General features: G+C 58.0%; 15 protein-coding genes and 1 pseudogene. 7 read left to right on the top strand and 9 right to left on the bottom strand.

Annotated features, from left to right (window positions below; all coding sequences use genetic code 11):
- Positions 1-11 precede the first annotated feature (11 nt).
- Positions 12-706 (top strand): annotated as a pseudogene (locus tag HU715_RS19465) (DUF6933 domain-containing protein).
- 34 nt (positions 707-740) lie between these two features.
- On the opposite strand, the gene HU715_RS19470 reads toward HU715_RS19465, so the two are convergent.
- From HU715_RS19470 to HU715_RS19485, 4 genes are all read right to left on the bottom strand, one after another.
- The gene (locus HU715_RS19470; RefSeq protein WP_186710576.1) at positions 741-1,724 is read right to left on the bottom strand and encodes a hypothetical protein; all 984 of its coding nucleotides are present in this window, start codon (positions 1,722-1,724) and stop codon (positions 741-743) included.
- Between the two features lie 271 nt (positions 1,725-1,995).
- Positions 1,996-3,201, bottom strand: coding sequence for a methylaspartate mutase (locus HU715_RS19475; RefSeq protein ID WP_186710575.1), 1,206 nt, complete (start codon positions 3,199-3,201; stop codon positions 1,996-1,998).
- A 39-nt stretch (positions 3,202-3,240) separates the two neighbouring features.
- On the bottom strand, positions 3,241-3,696 hold the full coding sequence (locus HU715_RS19480; protein WP_186710574.1) for a cobalamin B12-binding domain-containing protein: 456 nt from the start codon (positions 3,694-3,696) through the stop codon (positions 3,241-3,243).
- Positions 3,697-3,710: 14 nt separating this feature from the next.
- On the bottom strand, positions 3,711-4,820 hold the full coding sequence (locus HU715_RS19485) for a fatty acid desaturase (RefSeq protein ID WP_186710573.1): 1,110 nt from the start codon (positions 4,818-4,820) through the stop codon (positions 3,711-3,713).
- A gap of 125 nt (positions 4,821-4,945) precedes the next feature.
- Here HU715_RS19485 and HU715_RS19490 point away from each other — a divergent pair, with 125 nt between their 5' ends.
- The gene (locus HU715_RS19490; RefSeq protein WP_186710572.1) at positions 4,946-5,827 is read left to right on the top strand and encodes a LysR family transcriptional regulator; all 882 of its coding nucleotides are present in this window, start codon (positions 4,946-4,948) and stop codon (positions 5,825-5,827) included.
- 20 nt (positions 5,828-5,847) lie between these two features.
- Here HU715_RS19490 and HU715_RS19495 read toward each other — a convergent pair whose 3' ends face one another.
- The gene (locus tag HU715_RS19495; protein WP_225917657.1) at positions 5,848-6,834 is read right to left on the bottom strand and encodes a quinone oxidoreductase family protein; all 987 of its coding nucleotides are present in this window, start codon (positions 6,832-6,834) and stop codon (positions 5,848-5,850) included.
- Positions 6,835-6,844: 10 nt separating this feature from the next.
- Entirely contained in the window at positions 6,845-7,465 is a 621-nt protein-coding gene (locus HU715_RS19500; protein ID WP_053124424.1) for a LysE family translocator, read from the bottom strand.
- Positions 7,466-7,688: 223 nt separating this feature from the next.
- Here HU715_RS19500 and HU715_RS19505 point away from each other — a divergent pair, with 223 nt between their 5' ends.
- Positions 7,689-7,934 carry a type II toxin-antitoxin system Phd/YefM family antitoxin gene (locus HU715_RS19505; RefSeq protein WP_186710571.1) on the top strand — a complete coding sequence of 82 codons (246 nt, stop codon included), beginning with the start codon at positions 7,689-7,691 and terminating at the stop codon, positions 7,932-7,934.
- A 414-nt stretch (positions 7,935-8,348) separates the two neighbouring features.
- Here HU715_RS19505 and HU715_RS19510 read toward each other — a convergent pair whose 3' ends face one another.
- The 3 genes from HU715_RS19510 to HU715_RS19520 form a co-directional block, all read right to left on the bottom strand.
- Positions 8,349-8,858 carry a BRO-N domain-containing protein gene (locus tag HU715_RS19510; protein ID WP_186710569.1) on the bottom strand — a complete coding sequence of 170 codons (510 nt, stop codon included), beginning with the start codon at positions 8,856-8,858 and terminating at the stop codon, positions 8,349-8,351.
- A gap of 392 nt (positions 8,859-9,250) precedes the next feature.
- On the bottom strand, positions 9,251-10,498 hold the full coding sequence (locus HU715_RS19515; protein ID WP_003204812.1) for a ribonucleotide-diphosphate reductase subunit beta: 1,248 nt from the start codon (positions 10,496-10,498) through the stop codon (positions 9,251-9,253).
- Positions 10,499-10,987: 489 nt separating this feature from the next.
- Positions 10,988-11,251, bottom strand: a complete 264-nt coding sequence (locus HU715_RS19520) for a DUF2790 domain-containing protein (RefSeq protein WP_186710567.1) — start codon at positions 11,249-11,251, stop codon at positions 10,988-10,990.
- Between the two features lie 532 nt (positions 11,252-11,783).
- Here HU715_RS19520 and acs point away from each other — a divergent pair.
- From acs to HU715_RS19540, 4 genes are all read left to right on the top strand, one after another.
- Positions 11,784-13,739: an acetate--CoA ligase gene (acs, locus tag HU715_RS19525; protein ID WP_186710565.1), complete on the top strand. Its 1,956-nt coding sequence runs from the start codon at positions 11,784-11,786 to the stop codon at positions 13,737-13,739.
- A 718-nt stretch (positions 13,740-14,457) separates the two neighbouring features.
- Complete coding sequence (locus tag HU715_RS19530) at positions 14,458-15,231, top strand: ABC transporter substrate-binding protein (RefSeq protein WP_186710563.1); 774 nt, start codon at positions 14,458-14,460, stop codon at positions 15,229-15,231.
- A 90-nt stretch (positions 15,232-15,321) separates the two neighbouring features.
- Positions 15,322-16,011, top strand: coding sequence for an ABC transporter permease (locus HU715_RS19535; RefSeq protein ID WP_003178836.1), 690 nt, complete (start codon positions 15,322-15,324; stop codon positions 16,009-16,011).
- On the top strand, positions 16,008-16,706 hold the full coding sequence (locus HU715_RS19540) for an ABC transporter permease (protein WP_053124415.1): 699 nt from the start codon (positions 16,008-16,010) through the stop codon (positions 16,704-16,706). The genes HU715_RS19535 and HU715_RS19540 overlap by 4 nt, the downstream gene beginning before the upstream one ends.
- Positions 16,707-16,759: the final 53 nt, after the last annotated feature.

Genomic DNA, 16,759 nt, shown 5'->3' on the forward strand with positions numbered 1-16,759 from the left:
CGAGAGTTTAAATGCTGATCTTCAACTGCACCGAAGCGGCCAGCAATTTTTTCAGCCGCGTGAGCAAAGGTAAGAAAGTCACCCCGGTAGGAAAACCGCCATCCCCTGTTATCGAGGACGATGAGCTGGGTGAGCTCGACGAGCAATGGCTGGTTCACGTGATCACCGTGCAGCGCAAACATGTGTTGTTCGTCATCCACGTGCAAACCCGTTACTGCATGATTTTCGCCGGTGCTAAAAAGCGGACGTTGAAGGTTTTGTCCAGCGGTTTTCCGAACGTTGGATCAATGGCCTGATGCGTCACGCGGGGCAGCATGATCTTCTTCGCTGGGTCGATGATGAAGCGATGATGGAGCGCTTCCAGGAAAGTTGTCGTGATTACATCTTTTATAAACGTGGCCATCGTGGTGCGCAAAAGCACCTCAACGAGATTTCCTGGATTTTTGAGGACTGCGCTGCCGAATGGGGCACGTTACCCTCTGATGAGTTCTCTGCAGGTCGCTTCGACGGCAATATGAATGACACCCCGAGAAGCAGTAAGGGACATAAGGACTATTACTACCCGGACGAAGAAATGATCATCCATTGGTTGCGGCGTTATGGTGGCTTGGATGAGCCTGCCGCCCAGGCAGCACGTGAGCGGTACATCGAAGTGAAACGAGAGATGCGGTCGTTCGAACGGCAACTTGCTCAAGAAGCGCAATGAAGGAGGCGTAACGCTACGGCTAGCCAAGGCGAAATCAGTTATCGGTTAGCCCCGGCGCCTCACGGATGATGAAGTGATCCAGGTTCTCGATATTGGCACTGAACACCCCGAACGTTTCTTCGGGGTTCTTCTTGCTCGGCACCTGTTTCAACTCGGGCGTGACCCCATAAAAGAAGCAATACAACGGCGCGTCACTGTCGATGGCGTGCTTGATTTCTTCCAAGAACGCCTTGCGCTTGCGGTAGTTATCGATCAGCTTTTTGCTCAGGTAAACGTTGACCGAGTAAGGCTTCTTCTTCGCCTCGTCCGGCTGCTTGAACCAGACCTTTGCTTCGAAATCGATGCGAAAGCTCAGGGTGTAATCCTTGATCTCTTTGATCTTGCCCCAGTAAATCAAGCCCTTGTTGTCCTGCAAATACTCGATCTTCTTGAAGAACGAGCCATAGGGCGCCGTGTGCTCGCCAATCTTCAGCGGCTTGCGCTTGAGCAGGTCCTTGTTATCGAAATTCGAAACGAAACACTCCACCGGATGGGCGAAGACACTGGTCTTGTCCGGAGTTGAATCCTGCGCGGAATGAGCGCTATCACCGTGGGAAGATACGGAGGGAGGCGTAGGCCGAGTCGCGTCAACATCCTTCGATGGATCGGACGGCTTACGCACATACTGACGCCGAGTCAGCAACAGCTCCGACGGAAAATGTTCCTCGCGATCATCCTTCGCCTCAATACTTTCCGCATCCAGCCCCGGCGTTTTCGGACTGACATAAGGACAGCCCTCGATATGCTGGGTCGTCGGCTGATTCTTGAAATGTGGCGTACGGATGTAATTGACGTTCTTGGCGTTGAACGTCGTCAGCCGATTCCCCTCGTCAAACGCCGCCCGACAGGTCTCGTTGGGGCACTGAAAGCGCTCCTTGGCCGAATCGAATTCCATGGTCTCGTCGAAATTCAGATCCCGAACGTCATAGATCGAAAGCTTGGCATCGAGGCTGAGGCAATAGGCAGTGTCGAATTTCATCGGGGCTCGGGTCCGTGAGAGGAAGTGTATTAATACCGAAGGACGCGGCGGGCTGCACCCAAAGTTTCAGCCCACCACAAACCCTGTGGGAGCGAGCCTGCTCGCGATTCCCAAACCCAACCCAACCATCAAGCCTGCCACCCACCTGCGCCCTGACACCAACTGTGGCGAGGGTGCTCGCTCCCGCTGGGCTGCGAAGCGGCCCCAATTACAGACTCCCTACAAAAAATCGCCCAACGCGTAAGCATCAGCGATCTTCAGTCATCCAGCATCAAAGCACGCAGTCATAGGTGCGGATGTTCTGCCTCAGCGCCGCCAGAAACGAGAAGGCATTTTCCACCCGCTCGCCCTGGAACCCGTGGTAATAGTTTTCCGGTGTCAGCACGGTGCCGGCGCCGCGTTTGTTGTCGGGGTGCAGGCAGTAGGGGATCGACAGAAGACCACTGTCGAAGGCCCCGAGCAGGGCCTCGGACAAGTTGCTGTCGTGGGCCAGCGCGCCTTCGATCAGGCGTTTCGCGCTGCGCAGGACACGCTCGTGTTCCTGGGAATCGAACGGAATCTGCGGTAACACGCCGTCGGTGTTCAGGCAGTAGTCGCAGTACTCCAGCGCCGCGATATTTTCCTCTACCCGAGGGATGCGCCTTGATTCCACCGGAGTCTTGATAATCACACGCTGCACACCCGTGGCGCGAATCATGGCCAGCGCATCGCCAGTGATTCGGCAGAACCCGCCAAGCGAGCGCGGGAAGAAGCCCATGAACACATAACCGACAAAGTGATAGCTGCCCGGTTCAAAATAGTCGGCCGCAAGTTGTTGGAGAGCTGTCACGGCTGCGCGATCCTGCACCGGCGAGGTGCCTTGAGCGTAGGAGAACGACAGCGTCTTGATGCCATGGGCGCGCAAGAACAATCCTTCAAGGATATTGAGCGCCACCAGGACCACCGGGTCGCACATCTGTCCCATCATGCAACCGGCGAAGCTTTCGATGTGACTGTTGTCGACGCCGCTGGACAGTACCTGACAGGCTTTCTCCCAGTGACCGAACGCCTCGCGCAGCGGCGTGCGACTGTACGGCAGGCAATAGGAAATCGGCCCGCCCTCGGTGGTGGGCAGACCGATTTCGACCATTCGCTCGAAGATGTGCAACGGGTCGGGTGAACCATGACGAACCTGCACCGGCAGGCGGTAGCGGGCATCAATCTGATCGATCAAGGCACGGGTCTGTGCCGGCGGATGGTTAACGATCGGATAACCATTGAGCATCGATTCGCTGTCGATGGCCCGTTGCGCTGCTTCAAGATTGTTTACCCGGGTGAACGCATCAAGCGTGATGGTGCACACCGTGTTCGCGCGGCTCGCGGCTGTGGCTTCCAGACCGGCTTGCATCCGGGCCGGGTCACTGAAGCCCATTCGCGGCTGGAGCACCGGGCCATGGGCGTTGAAGCGTTCGAGAACATGGGTGTTGAAATCGATCATCCTGATCTGCCTTTTCTGCGAATCGGTAGGGGCAACGAGTCAGCGAGCGACCCGTTTTTCCAGGTAATGCTCTGGATACAACTGGGCAGACACCAATTCCTGGAAGGCATCGAAGCTGTTGGCCACGCTGTCGTCGAACACCTCATCGAAACCAGCGGCGCGCAGTGTGGCGCTATGTCGGGCAATGGTCTGGGGATCGTTTTCGGTGCAGATCTTGCCGCCGATATACACCCCGTCGGTGTGTTTGGTTTCGCTACGAATACGCAGAGCGAGTTCAGCGCCTTCGATGTAGCCATGGCCATTGACCGTGCTGACGACAACCATGGCACTGGGGTGGCGGTTGAGCCGCGCGATCACCTCATCCATGGGCGTGTTCGGGCCCAGATTCTCGACCTTGTAGCCAATGTCAGTGAGCAGGAACTCCATGAACACCAGATTCCAACTATGGGAGTCCGAAGGCACAGTGGTGAGCAGAGCGGTTTTGCTGAAAGTCATCGTTAAAGTCCCTTTTAAGTTGCTGTCCTGGTTGCGTAGTACGGGAGTGCCCGCTGGAAGTTGCGAAAGTTGGTGGTCACCGAGTTGATGTAGCCCCAGTTGTCGGCATAGTTCGTGGGAAAGGGTTTGGAACCTTCGATCCTGTCGCGTTCGCGGGCAGTAATGTAGTTTGGCCAATCCTTGGATCGTGGGCGGCGGTGATGAAAGTCGTGGCACGGTGTATCGCCGACCATCACAAACACCCGGACAAACAAGTGGAACGCCAGCATCTTGATCAGCCACACGCTGATATGAGTGAGGCGTCGAACAGTTCCCGCACCTTCGGGTATGCGCAGCTCTTCGCCGATAAACACGCCGGTGGTGCTTTCGCAAATGAAGTCGATGCCGCGCCGTTCCAGCACTTCCACGCTGGGCCAGGTGTGCTCGGCCGCCAGGCGAAATGTGGTGCTGATGTGGTAGCCGGCGAAGACCGGAATCACCCACGCCACAATGAACAGATCGACATGACCCAAGGCGGCCGACAGCAGAGCAAGGCCCGCCCAGAAGACCAGCGTCAATGCTGCAACGCGGCGGTTTGCAGCCGTGGCGGTGCCTTTTAATCGGCCCCAGAACGAACGCAGCACGGCCAGTGGCGAGAGCGCGGTGGAGACCAGTTTGGTCCACATGGCGGCGATGCTGTCGGACGGTTTTAACCCCACCACGCTTTGCAGATAAGAGAGGGTGTCATCATCGTCGGTCAACAGCGTCTTCGAACTGTGATGCAGAGCGTGTTCGCTCTTGTAGGTATCGAAGGGTTTGAGCATCAGGACGCCGGAAATGATCCGGCCAACGGTCATATTGGTCTCGCGCGATTCGAAGACCATGTCATGGGCGCAGTTGTGGCAGATCATCACTTGCATCTGCTTGATGCCACCGGTTGCCAGGACAAAGCCCAGCAGCCACAGCCCAATGCTGGCTTGCGAATAACCGATACCGGCCAACAGCGCGCCGCCGGCTATTAATCCCGCCGACACAACGATATGGTGGAACGGCTTCAGAGGACGGACTTTATCGAGGTCTTCGGGGAGAGGCTTGGCTGTCAGCCAACTCAGAAACGGCTGCATGAACCCTGGAAGGGCGCGCATTGAGTTACGTATCATCCATGTTTCCTCTAGGGTTTTGCTCCATGCAAAAACTGTAACGTGGCCTCTGGATATTTCGAATAGAAATAGGTGGAGATCGATTTTCCATTTTTGGGTATGTCATCAACATGGATTGGGATGATCTGAAGGTCTTTATCTTCGTGGCTAAATCGAACAACGTGACCGAGGCTGGAATCTCGCTCAAGGTTTCGGCCTCGACGGTGTCGCGCAAGATCGCAGCGCTTGAGGAATCGCTCGGTACGGTATTGTTTTCGAAGAAAACCAACGGCTACTTCCTGACTGAGGCGGGAAGGGCGTTGTTGCCATTGGCACTGGAAACGGAGGAGCGTTTCAAACTGATCGAGCGGCAGATGTCGCAACCGGGTGATCGGATGGCGGGACAGGTGCGCATTGATTGTCCGGAGCTCATGGGCACGCACTTGATCATTCCGCAACTTGCGGTATTTCACGATCAGCACCCCGAGATCAGCTTCGACTTCATTAACTCGGCGGTGTCGTCGAAACTCACACAAAGCCACAGCGACATCATTATCCGCTTGCGCAGGCCGGAGAACGGTAACTTCACCATGCGCCGGGTCGGGACACTGGCGCAGGGGCTTTTCTGCTCCCAGGCGTATGCCGATGCCAACGGCCTGCCGGCCGAACCCGCCGACCTCAAGCACCACAGCCTGATCGGCTGGACCGAAGAAATGTCGTACATGCCGCTCGCCCAATGGTTGAGCGAAATGGCCGGTGACCAGAGGCTGTGGATGCGCGTTTCAAACCTGAATGCGCAGCTCAAGGCGGTCGAAGCCAATCTGGGGATTGCCGCGTTACCCGTCTATGTCGGACATCAGTCCGGTCTGTGCCAGGTGTTGGCCAATCGCCCTGCGCGCAGCTCGGAAATCTGGTTGTTGCGCAATCAGGCTACCCAGGGTGTGAGCCGCGTTGATCGAGTGGTGGAGTATCTGACGGAGCTGTTTCACGGCAAAGCGGTCGGCCTGCACTGACGGCCGCTTTGACCGCGAGGTCATGGCACCAGGATCAATGAACCCTGGGTTTGGCGGTATTGCATGACGCAATGGGTCTGGGCAGCCAGTGCGAGGGGGTAATGCGTTATTCGCGGCAAACGAATCGCGCCGCTGGACATGGCTTGCAACACCCGCGCGGCCGCGTGGGTCAATTCAGCGTCGTCGCCAATGTAGTGCTTCAACGACGGCCGCGTCACATGCAGCGAGCCCATTTGCCCAAGGCGGGACAGGTTGAAGTCCGTCACGTCGCCCGACGCATTGCCAAACAGCACGAGATGGCCGCGGGGGCGCAAACTCGCCAATGACAGCTCTACGGTCTCTTTGCCGACAGAATCGAACACGACATGGGCTCCTTTGCCATCGGTCAATTCATGGATCGATCCAACTGTGCCTGGCGCTTCGGCGTCGAGGGCCGCCATGCATCCCGCCTCCAGCACCTGGCGGCGTTTGGCTACGGTCGAAGCGAGACCAATGACGTGCACCCCGCGAGCGACTAGCCAGCTTGTGGCAATGCTGCCCACACCGCCTGCCGCCGCGTGCCATACCACAAAGTCGCCAGGCGCCAGCGGCACGCAGCGATGCGTCAGATATTCGGCCGTCAGCCCTTTGAACATGACGCCTGCCGCGACTTCGCTCGGCACGTCATCGGGCAGGCGTATCGCCCGCGAAGCGCGAACGACCGCGTGACCGGCGTAGCTACCGGTCGAGCTGTCGACGAAGGCCACTCGATCGCCAATGGCCAGGCTTTCCACCTGCGATCCACATTCGACGACACGCCCCGCGCCCTCCATGCCCAAGCCCCTGGGGAAGGCTGAGCCATCGTCCAGCGCGCCGGAGCGCCGGTGCAAGTCGATGAAATTCACACCGGCGGCTTCGATGGCCACTGTGATTTCTTCAGGGCCGACGGTCCGCAGCGGGTATTTGCGCAATTCCATGACGTTGGGTGGTCCGGGGGCGGCGAAGACAATTCCGTGGGTCTGGGTCATGGGAGCCTCCTTAAAGCGGACCGATGCGCAGGAAAATCCAAACAGCCACCGCTATCAGCATCAGGCCGAACGCAGCGTTCTGGAACATCAGCAATTTAGGGCGCGATTGGATCAGCTTCTGCACGGTCGACCCCATCGACACCCAGATGACGTGCGAGAAGAAGTTCAGCGAAATCAGCGCCGCACTGAGGATCAACACGACCGTGCTGCTGGTCTCGCCGGAAGGCATGAACGTGGAAAACATCACCAGCAACATCACGATCCCTTGCACGTTGCCCAGTTGTACAACAATGCCGTCCCGAAATTGCAGGTGCATGGCCTTGTCGGTGGGCGCCTTCAGTGGCCGACGCAGCATGCGCACACCGAGCCACAAGATGTAGAAGCTGCCCACCACTTGCAGCGCCCATACCAGCGTCGGATTGTTCGTCAGCGTGTGATAAAGGCCTAAGCCGACCAGCACGGCGATCAGGAAGTAAGTCATGTCGAGCCCAACGATAAACCGCACCGAACGACGCACACCGCTTTGCGCACCCGACGTCGCCACCATCAAGTTGCCCGGGCCTGCACTCAGGGTCAGCGGCACCATGGTCGATAGCCAAAGCAACCAGTTGATGCTGAAAATTTCTTGCATGTTGTCTTCCTTAATCACAACGCGGACTGAACTCCGGCAAGTCTAATTCGCGGTTGCTTCTAAGGTTATAGCGAAGAGCGCAAGGCGGTTTCTCATAAATGGGGGGAAGCGTGGTGCGGAGGAGGGTGAACTGCTCGCTATCGGGGGATGATGGCGGCTTCACCTCTTTGCACGCCGGTAAAGGATGGCGACAATGGCCCAGGCGAATGAGCGGAGACGGTGTATGAGCGAACAGGTTCAAGTAACCCTGCATGAAGCGAAGTCCCAGCTTTTACAACTGGGTGCACGTGCATGGCAGGGCGACAGGGTGGTGATCACCAAGGCCGGCATGCCTTATCTGGATCTGCTGCCCCACGTCGACACACCGCAGACACGCAAGCCTGGTCGGTTGAAGGAAAAGATTCGGATGTCGACAGATTTTGACCGCACCCCCGAGGACATCATCGAGGGGGTTGCGGGTCGGCTCTGAGTGCAGACGAATCTTCCTGAACTGAGATTTCAGCAGATACCTCAGCCATGCAGGCCTCATCAAACTCTCGCATAGTGGCCGTGTCGATAGCGCCGATTTTCAACAGCGCTTCGACCGAGCTATGAATCGACGCGAAGGCCTCACTTTTGATTTCTTTCGTCATTGCATATCCCATATGTCCTTTTTGGCCCAACAGAAGCTGGGCGTTTCCCGCAACGACTATCCCACACTGCCAAAGCGTGGGAACCCGCCCGCGATCTTCAAAACAACGCAGCAACCAAGCCCTACACCAATCTATGGCCTGACACCTGTGGCGAGGGAGCTTGCTCCCGCTGGGCTGCGCAGCAGCCCCAATTCAATATTCCCAACAAAAAACCGCCGCCCGAACAACGGACGACGGCTTCCGATTGAATCTCAATACCCTCGCAAAACCCGAGAAGCTTTCCGCCACCAGGATTCATGCTGACTAAACGGATCATCCACCAGCACCGCCGGCATATCCCGCAAGCGAATCCATGGCTCATCCTGCCAGTGCAGCATGCAGAGTGACATCTTTGGCCAATCCAACACGCTCAATGTAGGCCGTTCCACCTTATGCGAGTAGCGCTCATCCCGCAGGGTAGGCACCACCTGATGCGTGATCCACTCACGCAGCAATCGATACTCAGGGCAGTAGTGATAAACCAGCAACGCATAGACACCCGACTCGCTGAGCATCAGACGCTCTTCGGCCAAGCCGTGGACATGCACGAGCATCATTCGGCGTTGGTCAGGGTCAAGCTTGCGGGTCATGCGTTCATCAAGGCGCTTGCTCGTCAAACGCCCCAAATCGGATGCGCTGAACCAAGCTTGGTTTTCAACCAGGAGGGCATGCAGATGAATGTTATGGCGAGTGAAAACCGCCGGAATGTAAGCGTCAGGCATGATAAGTCTCCGAGTTATACGGAGAGCAGAGCTGCGTTTTTGTGGGCATAGCTACCTCTACGTTTGACGGTTGGCGGCGCGAGCCCGACGTAGAGGATTCAAGAAAATCCCAACGAGCTATTTCTCCCACACAGAACTGCAAATGTCCTTGGACAGTACGCGGCTCTATGTTTGGCGATTAGCTACTACGTTGGGCGTTTCTTAGGCACCTGCGATTAAGATAGGTAACGAGGCGATGTAGCGTCAATACGGAACAATTCTGAGTTTTGCGTAGGGGAACGGTAGGGTGCCGGCCTTCAGAGTTAAACGCGGTTTTTGGTTCTGTAGAACAAAAAAAACCCCGTTTTCACGGGGTTTCTGTTACGCGTGCAGCCCAGGATTTTTCTGTCGAATCAATCCCAGCTCAAAGCCCCACCCGTCTGATACTCAATCACCCGAGTCTCAAAGAAGTTCTTCTCTTTCTTCAAGTCCATGATCTCGCTCATCCAAGGGAACGGGTTAGTCGTACCTGGATACTCTTCTTTCAACCCAATCTGCGACAAACGACGGTTAGCGATGAACTTGAGGTAGTCCTCCATCATCGCCGCGTTCATCCCCAATACACCGCGAGGCATGGTGTCGCGGGCGTATTCGATTTCCAGTTGGGTCCCTTGCAGGATCATCTGGGTCGCTTCTTCCTTCATCTCGGCATCCCACAGGTGTGGGTTTTCGATTTTGATCTGGTTGATCACATCGATGCCGAAGTTCAGGTGCATGGATTCGTCGCGCAGGATGTACTGGAACTGCTCGGCGACGCCGGTCATTTTGTTGCGGCGGCCCATGGAGAGGATCTGGGTGAAACCGCAGTAGAAGAAGATGCCTTCCAGGACGCAGTAGTAGGCGATCAGGTTGCGCAGCAGCTCTTTGTCGGTGTCCGGGGTGCCGGTTTCGAACTTCGGATCGGAGATCGAACGGGTGTATTTCAGGCCCCAGGCGGCTTTTTTCGCGACCGATGGGATCTCGTGGTACATGTTGAAGATTTCGCCTTCATCCATGGCCAGCGATTCGATGCAGTACTGGTAGGCGTGGGTGTGGATCGCCTCTTCGAAGGCCTGGCGCAGGATGTACTGGCGGCATTCCGGGTTGGTGATCAGGCGGTACACGGCCAGGACCAGGTTGTTGGCAACCAGGGAGTCGGCGGTGGAGAAGAAGCCCAGGTTGCGCATCACGATGCGGCGTTCGTCGTCGGTCAGGCCTTCCGGGTTTTTCCAGAGGGCGATGTCGGCGGTCATGTTGACTTCTTGCGGCATCCAGTGGTTTGCGCAGCCGTCCAGGTACTTTTGCCAGGCCCAGTCGTATTTGAATGGCACGAGCTGGTTGAGGTCGGCGCGGCAGTTGATCATGCGCTTTTCATCGACGGCGACACGGGCGGAGGCGCCTTCGAGTTCGGCGAGGCCTTCGGCGACGTCGAGTTTGTCGAGGGCGGCCTTGGCGCGAATGATCGCGGCCGAGTCGCTGGCCGTCACGGCCCGGGCTTCGAGGGCGGCGGCACCGCCGGCGCTGTCGAGGCGGTCCATGTTGGCTTCAGAAGCGTGGCCGGCGTTGGCGCCTTTTACAGCTACTTCGCCGTCTTCTTTGTCGAATTCGTCCCAGCTCAGCATGACGTGTCGTCTCCTGCGTGAGGGCCAGATGCCCGATGAAGGCCTACTGGCCGCGGTGGATCTTGAAAAATCGTTTGTTGCAGCAGCTGACGCAGGCAATAAACAGAAAAATGTACGGGTCGTTCCGGAGCGGCGGTGAACGCGAGGAGGCGATTGGCCTCTGCGTGGGCTCCAGGCTGGCGTGATCCCCTGTAAGGGAATATTGCAGGCCCGTTTAAGGCGGCATTATAAGGACTTTTTTGCCTACGTGCTGCGGCGAAATGGCTCACGGAAGGGGTGGCGGGTGGGATATCCGCGTGGGAGCGAGGGTTTACAAGGCTTTGGCCGCTCAAGATTTTTTTTGCATGGCGCGGATCGTGGTTTTTTTTGATCAAAAAACCAGCGTTTTTTGCGGTTTTGCACTACATGTTGTGTTTGTGGAGGGTTTTCGGCGGTTCTAGACACAACCTGGCCCGATCGAAATCGGGCCATGGAAATTGCCAGTTGTGATCAGCCGTTGGAGCAACCGTTGCCCATGATGCTGTAGCGCAGGATGTGGCGTTGGCCTTTGGAGTCGTCGTATTCCATCTTCGCCGGGACCACTTCGCAGACGTTCGGGATGTCGCTCATGGAGATGACTTTGGCGATGTCCAGGTGGGTGGAGTAGGCGTACTCCTCTATGGCCGGTTTTTGCTGTGCTGCGTCGGTCGGAGCCTCATCCGCCATCGCGGTGGCGCATAGGCTGCCGAGGACCAGGACCCATAAAGCTTTCATTTGTATTTCACCTTTTTTGAGGTCGAGTGGGGTCACGCAACCTTTTTGGGGTTGCGTGTGGAGCAAGTGTTGGAAGTTGGATTAACGGCCTTCGTGGGGGCTGTGTTGCGCTAATCGTGTTTGCCGGTTGGCGAGGTGGATTTTAGAAGGTGAGGGTGGGGGTAAACAGACTCGGTTTTGATAAACACTGTTGGTTGATCTGGTAATAATCGCTAGAGGTGGTGGGGTGTCTGTGGCATCTGTGTTGGATTTACCACCGTCTTCGCGAGCAAGCCCGCTCCCACAGAGGGTCAGTGTTGGACACAAAATAGGTGTTCACTGAAATTCAACTGTGGGAGCGGGCTTGCTCGCGAAGGCGGCGTTACATCAAAGATTGATATTGGCTGACCCACCGTCATCGCGAGCAAGCTCGGCTCCCACTAGTACCGACATTTTGTAGGGACTTGTTACTACCATCGTCGAATGGTTCTATAGGCCCGCCCCGGGCTACAACGGGATCATACAAAAACAACTATTCACCGAGGTAAGAAAGATGAGTGCGGCTTCTGTGTATCCCGTTCGTCCCGAGGTAGCGGCCAATACGCTGACTGACGAGGCGACCTACAAGGCCATGTACCAGCAGTCGGTCGTCAACCCCGATGGCTTCTGGCGCGAGCAGGCCAAGCGCCTCGATTGGATCAAGCCTTTCACCACGGTGAAGCAGACTTCTTTCGACGATCACCATGTCGACATCAAGTGGTTTGCCGACGGCACCTTGAACGTTTCCTACAACTGCCTCGACCGTCACCTGGCCGAGCGCGGCGATCAAATTGCGATTATCTGGGAGGGCGATGACCCGTCCGAGAGCCGCAACATCACCTATCGCGAGCTGCACGAAGAAGTCTGCAAGTTCGCCAACGCCCTGCGCGGCCAGGACGTGCACCGCGGCGACGTGGTGACCATCTACATGCCGATGATCCCTGAAGCCGTGGTCGCGATGCTGGCCTGTACCCGGATCGGTGCGATTCACTCGGTGGTGTTCGGCGGGTTCTCCCCTGAAGCCCTGGCGGGTCGGATCATCGACTGCAAATCCAAAGTGGTGATCACCGCCGACGAAGGCATTCGCGCCGGCAAGAAGATCCCGCTCAAGGCCAACGTCGATGACGCGCTGACCAACCCGGAAACCAGCAGCATCCAGAAGGTCATCGTCTGCAAGCGCACGGCGGGCAACATCAAGTGGAACCAGCACCGCGACATCTGGTACGAAGACCTGATGAAGGTAGCCGGTACCGTTTGCGCGCCGAAAGAGATGGGTGCCGAGGAAGCGCTGTTCATCCTCTACACCTCCGGCTCCACCGGCAAACCGAAGGGCGTGCAGCACACCACGGCTGGCTACTTGCTGTACGCGGCGCTGACCCATGAGCGCGTGTTCGACTACAAGCCAGGCGAGGTCTACTGGTGCACTGCCGACGTGGGTTGGGTGACCGGCCACAGCTATATCGTCTACGGCCCGCTGGCCAATGGCGCGACCACGCTGCTGTTCGAAGGCGTGCCGAACTACCCGGACATCACCCGCGTGGCCAAGGTCGTCGACAAGCATAAGGTCAGCATCCTCTACACCGCGCCGACCGCGATTCGCGCGATGATGGCCTCGGGCACCGCCGCGGTCGAAGGCGCCGATGGCAGCAGCCTGCGCCTGTTGGGCTCGGTGGGCGAGCCGATCAACCCGGAAGCCTGGGACTGGTACTACAAGAATGTCGGCAAGGAGCGTTGCCCGATCGTCGACACCTGGTGGCAGACCGAAACCGGTGGCGTGCTGATCAGCCCGCTGCCAGGCGCCACGGCGTTGAAGCCAGGTTCGGCCACGCGTCCGTTCTTCGGCGTAGTGCCGGCACTGGTGGACAACCTCGGCAACCTGGTCGAGGGCGCCGCTGAAGGCAACCTGGTGATCCTCGATTCGTGGCCAGGCCAGGCGCGTACGCTGTACGGCGACCATGACCGTTTTGTCGACACCTACTTCAAGACCTTCAGTGGCATGTACTTCACCGGTGACGGCGCCCGTCGCGACGAGGACGGCTACTACTGGATCACCGGCCGGGTGGATGACGTGCTCAACGTCTCCGGCCACCGCATGGGCACCGCCGAGATCGAAAGCGCCATGGTCGCCCACCCGAAAGTCGCCGAAGCGGCGGTGGTGGGTGTGCCGCACGACATCAAGGGCCAGGGCATTTATGTCTACGTCACCCTCAATGCCGGCGAAGAAACCAGCGAGGCCCTGCGCCTGGAACTGAAGAACTGGGTGCGCAAGGAGATCGGTCCGATTGCTTCGCCAGACGTGATCCAGTGGGCACCGGGGCTGCCGAAGACCCGCTCCGGCAAGATCATGCGCCGCATCCTGCGCAAGATCGCCACGGCGGAATACGACGGGTTGGGTGATATCTCCACCCTGGCCGACCCGGGTGTGGTGGCGCACCTGATCGAGACGCACAAGACCATGAACGTGGCCTGACGGTAGCGTGTAGCACCTAAGAGCCCCGCCCGGTATTTGCCGGGCGGGGCTTTTTTATGGGCGCTGGTGCGCGCTATGTGAGCCGGGAGTGGAAGTGCCTTTGTGGCGAGGGAGCTTGCTCCCGCTCGGCTGCGCAGCAGTCGTAAACCGGTCAATGCGGTATGCCTGAACAAACGCGGTGCCTGGCTTTTGGGGCTGCTGCGCAGCCCAGCGGGAGCAAGCTCCCTCGCCACGGGTCTGGTGGGTGAATAAATATCGGCGTTTAAAGTAGGAGGTGTCTGAACGTTACCGACGTTTCGAAATGTGTAACCAAAGGCGCCATAACGGGGCGATGTGAAACGCGAAGCCCCGTCATAGGGCGGTTCCAGGCATACCTGAAAATAAGCCGACACGCTGTGCTTGCCGGATTAGAAGGGTTTGCGAATAATGGGCCCGCTATTTGCAGCATAGATCGGTTTCCCTTCTTTTGCTCTTGCATGAATTTGCGAGGCTGTCAATGTGCTCGAACAGCTTTCTCGGTGCTTCTGTAATTTGTTGTCGCATTGAAGAAATATCGGCTTCGGGCCTGTCGTTAGAATGCCGATCACTCGCTCGTCGTGGCTCGCGTTGGATAAATCGTGAGCTTCCTAGGACGCAGCACCAAAGTTCGTTTCACCCATTCGCATATTGGGCTGTTGCTCACTCTGCCGTTTTTGCCCTTTACCGATGGAGTCCCAAGATGAAGAAACTTGTGCTGCTTGGCGCCCTGGCACTGTCCGTGCTGTCCCTGCCGACCTTCGCTGATGAGAAGCCCCTGAAGATTGGTATCGAAGCGGCTTACCCTCCGTTCGCCTCGAAAGCCCCGGATGGCAGCATCGTCGGTTTCGACTACGACATCGGCAATGCGCTGTGCGAAGAGATGAAGGTCAAGTGCGTGTGGGTCGAGCAAGAGTTCGACGGCCTGATCCCGGCGCTGAAGGTGCGCAAGATCGACGCGATCCTGTCGTCCATGTCGATCACTGAAGATCGCAAGAAGTCGGTTGATTTCACCAACAAGTACTACAACACCCCGGCCCGCCTGGTGATGAAGGTCGGCACCCAGGTCAGCGACGGCCTGGCCGAGCTCAAGGGCAAGAACATCGGCGTGCAGCGCGGTTCGATCCACGAGCGTTTCGCCCGTGAAGTCCTGGCCCCGCTGGGTGCCGAGATCAAGCCGTACGGTTCGCAGAACGAGATCTACCTGGACGTGTCCGCCGGCCGCCTCGACGGTACCGTGGCAGACGCTACGCTGTTGGAAGACGGTTTCCTCAAGACCGATGCCGGCAAGGGCTTCGCGTTCGTCGGCCCGGCCTTTACCGACGTCAAGTACTTCGGCGACGGCGTGGGTATCGCAGTTCGCAAGGGTGATGCGTTGAAAGACAAGATCAACGGCGCGATCGCGGCCATTCGCGAGAACGGCAAGTACAAGCAAATCCAGGACAAATACTTCGCTTTCGATATCTACGGCAAGTAACGACGTCCCGCCACTCGTGCGAAATGGCGCAAGCAACAGGATCTCTGCGGTTTGCGCCATTTTTTCATCCCACTTTCGAGGACCTGAATCATGTTGAAAGGCTACGGGGCTGTCATCCTCGATGGCGCATGGTTGACGCTTCAGCTCGCCTTGTCGTCCATGGCCCTGGCCATCGTCCTGGGGTTGATTGGTGTCGCGTTGCGCCTTTCGCCGGTGCGCTGGCTGGCGTGGCTGGGCGACCTGTATTCCACGGTCATCCGCGGCATTCCCGACCTGGTGCTGATCCTGCTGATTTTCTACGGCGGCCAGGACCTGCTCAACCGCGTCGCGCCGATGCTTGGCTATGACGACTACATCGACCTGAACCCGCTGGCGGCCGGTATCGGCACCTTGGGCTTCATCTTCGGTGCGTACCTGTCGGAAACCTTTCGCGGTGCCTTCATGGCGATCCCCAAGGGGCAGGCCGAGGCGGGCATGGCGTACGGCATGAACGGCTTCCAGGTGTTCTTCCGGGTGCTGGTGCCGCAGATGATTCGCCTGGCGATTCCGGGTTTCACCAACAACTGGTTGGTGTTGACCAAGGCCACCGCGCTGATTTCCGTGGTGGGCCTGCAAGACATGATGTTCAAGGCCAAGCAGGCGGCGGATGCCACTCGCGAGCCTTTCACCTTCTTCCTCGCAGTGGCGGCGATGTACCTGGTGATCACCAGTGTCTCGTTGCTGGCGTTGCGTCACCTTGAGAAGCGCTACTCGGTAGGCGTAAGGGCGGCTGATCTATGATCTTCGACTACAACGTCATCTACGAAGCTTTGCCGCTGTATTTCAGTGGCTTGCTGACCACACTGAAGCTGTTGGCCCTGTCGCTGTTCTTCGGCCTGCTGGCGGCGCTGCCCCTGGGGTTGATGCGGGTGTCCAAGCAGCCGGTCGTCAACATGACGGCCTGGCTCTACACCTACGTGATCCGCGGCACGCCGATGCTGGTGCAGCTGTTCCTGATCTACTACGGGTTGGCGCAGTTCGCGGTCGTGCGCGAGAGCTTTCTCTGGCCATGGCTGTCCAGCGCAACGTTCTGTGCGTGCCTGGCATTCGCCATCAACACCAGTGCCTACACCGCCGAAATCATCGCCGGCAGCCTGCGGGCCACGCCCAACGGTGAGATCGAAGCGGCCAAGGCCATGGGTATGTCGCGCTACAAGCTGTATCGCCGGATCCTGCTGCCGTCGGCCCTGCGCCGGGCGCTGCCGCAATACAGCAACGAAGTGATCATGATGTTGCAGACCACCAGCCTGGCCTCCATCGTGACCCTGATCGACATCACCGGGGCCGCGCGCACGGTGAACGCGCAGTATTACTTGCCGTTCGAGGCCTACATCACCGCCGGTGTGTTCTACCTGTGCCTGACCTTCATCCTGGTGCGCCTGTTCAAACTGGCCGAGCGCCGCTGGCTGGGTTACCTGGCCCCGCGCAAGCACTGATAACGCATCGATCCGATCGACTGCTCAACGACTGACGTTTTGTGAGAACCGAC

The sequence above is a fragment of the Pseudomonas zanjanensis genome, from assembly GCF_014268745.2.
Taxonomy (GTDB): domain Bacteria; phylum Pseudomonadota; class Gammaproteobacteria; order Pseudomonadales; family Pseudomonadaceae; genus Aquipseudomonas; species Aquipseudomonas zanjanensis.

What these genes read in the sequence shown, in the direction of transcription:
- HU715_RS19470 (WP_186710576.1), bottom strand. Translation starts at nt 1,724, where the DNA reads ATGAAATTCGACACTGCCTATTGCCTCAGCCTCGATGCCAAGCTTTCG.
- HU715_RS19475 (WP_186710575.1), bottom strand. Translation starts at nt 3,201, where the DNA reads ATGATCGATTTCAACACCCATGTTCTCGAACGCTTCAACGCCCATGGC.
- HU715_RS19480 (WP_186710574.1), bottom strand. Translation starts at nt 3,696, where the DNA reads ATGACTTTCAGCAAAACCGCTCTGCTCACCACTGTGCCTTCGGACTCC.
- HU715_RS19485 (WP_186710573.1), bottom strand. Translation starts at nt 4,820, where the DNA reads ATGCGCGCCCTTCCAGGGTTCATGCAGCCGTTTCTGAGTTGGCTGACA.
- HU715_RS19490 (WP_186710572.1), top strand. Translation starts at nt 4,946, where the DNA reads ATGGATTGGGATGATCTGAAGGTCTTTATCTTCGTGGCTAAATCGAAC.
- HU715_RS19495 (WP_225917657.1), bottom strand. Translation starts at nt 6,834, where the DNA reads ATGACCCAGACCCACGGAATTGTCTTCGCCGCCCCCGGACCACCCAAC.
- HU715_RS19500 (WP_053124424.1), bottom strand. Translation starts at nt 7,465, where the DNA reads ATGCAAGAAATTTTCAGCATCAACTGGTTGCTTTGGCTATCGACCATG.
- HU715_RS19505 (WP_186710571.1), top strand. Translation starts at nt 7,689, where the DNA reads ATGAGCGAACAGGTTCAAGTAACCCTGCATGAAGCGAAGTCCCAGCTT.
- HU715_RS19510 (WP_186710569.1), bottom strand. Translation starts at nt 8,858, where the DNA reads ATGCCTGACGCTTACATTCCGGCGGTTTTCACTCGCCATAACATTCAT.
- HU715_RS19515 (WP_003204812.1), bottom strand. Translation starts at nt 10,498, where the DNA reads ATGCTGAGCTGGGACGAATTCGACAAAGAAGACGGCGAAGTAGCTGTA.
- HU715_RS19520 (WP_186710567.1), bottom strand. Translation starts at nt 11,251, where the DNA reads ATGAAAGCTTTATGGGTCCTGGTCCTCGGCAGCCTATGCGCCACCGCG.
- acs (WP_186710565.1), top strand. Translation starts at nt 11,784, where the DNA reads ATGAGTGCGGCTTCTGTGTATCCCGTTCGTCCCGAGGTAGCGGCCAAT.
- HU715_RS19530 (WP_186710563.1), top strand. Translation starts at nt 14,458, where the DNA reads ATGAAGAAACTTGTGCTGCTTGGCGCCCTGGCACTGTCCGTGCTGTCC.
- HU715_RS19535 (WP_003178836.1), top strand. Translation starts at nt 15,322, where the DNA reads ATGTTGAAAGGCTACGGGGCTGTCATCCTCGATGGCGCATGGTTGACG.
- HU715_RS19540 (WP_053124415.1), top strand. Translation starts at nt 16,008, where the DNA reads ATGATCTTCGACTACAACGTCATCTACGAAGCTTTGCCGCTGTATTTC.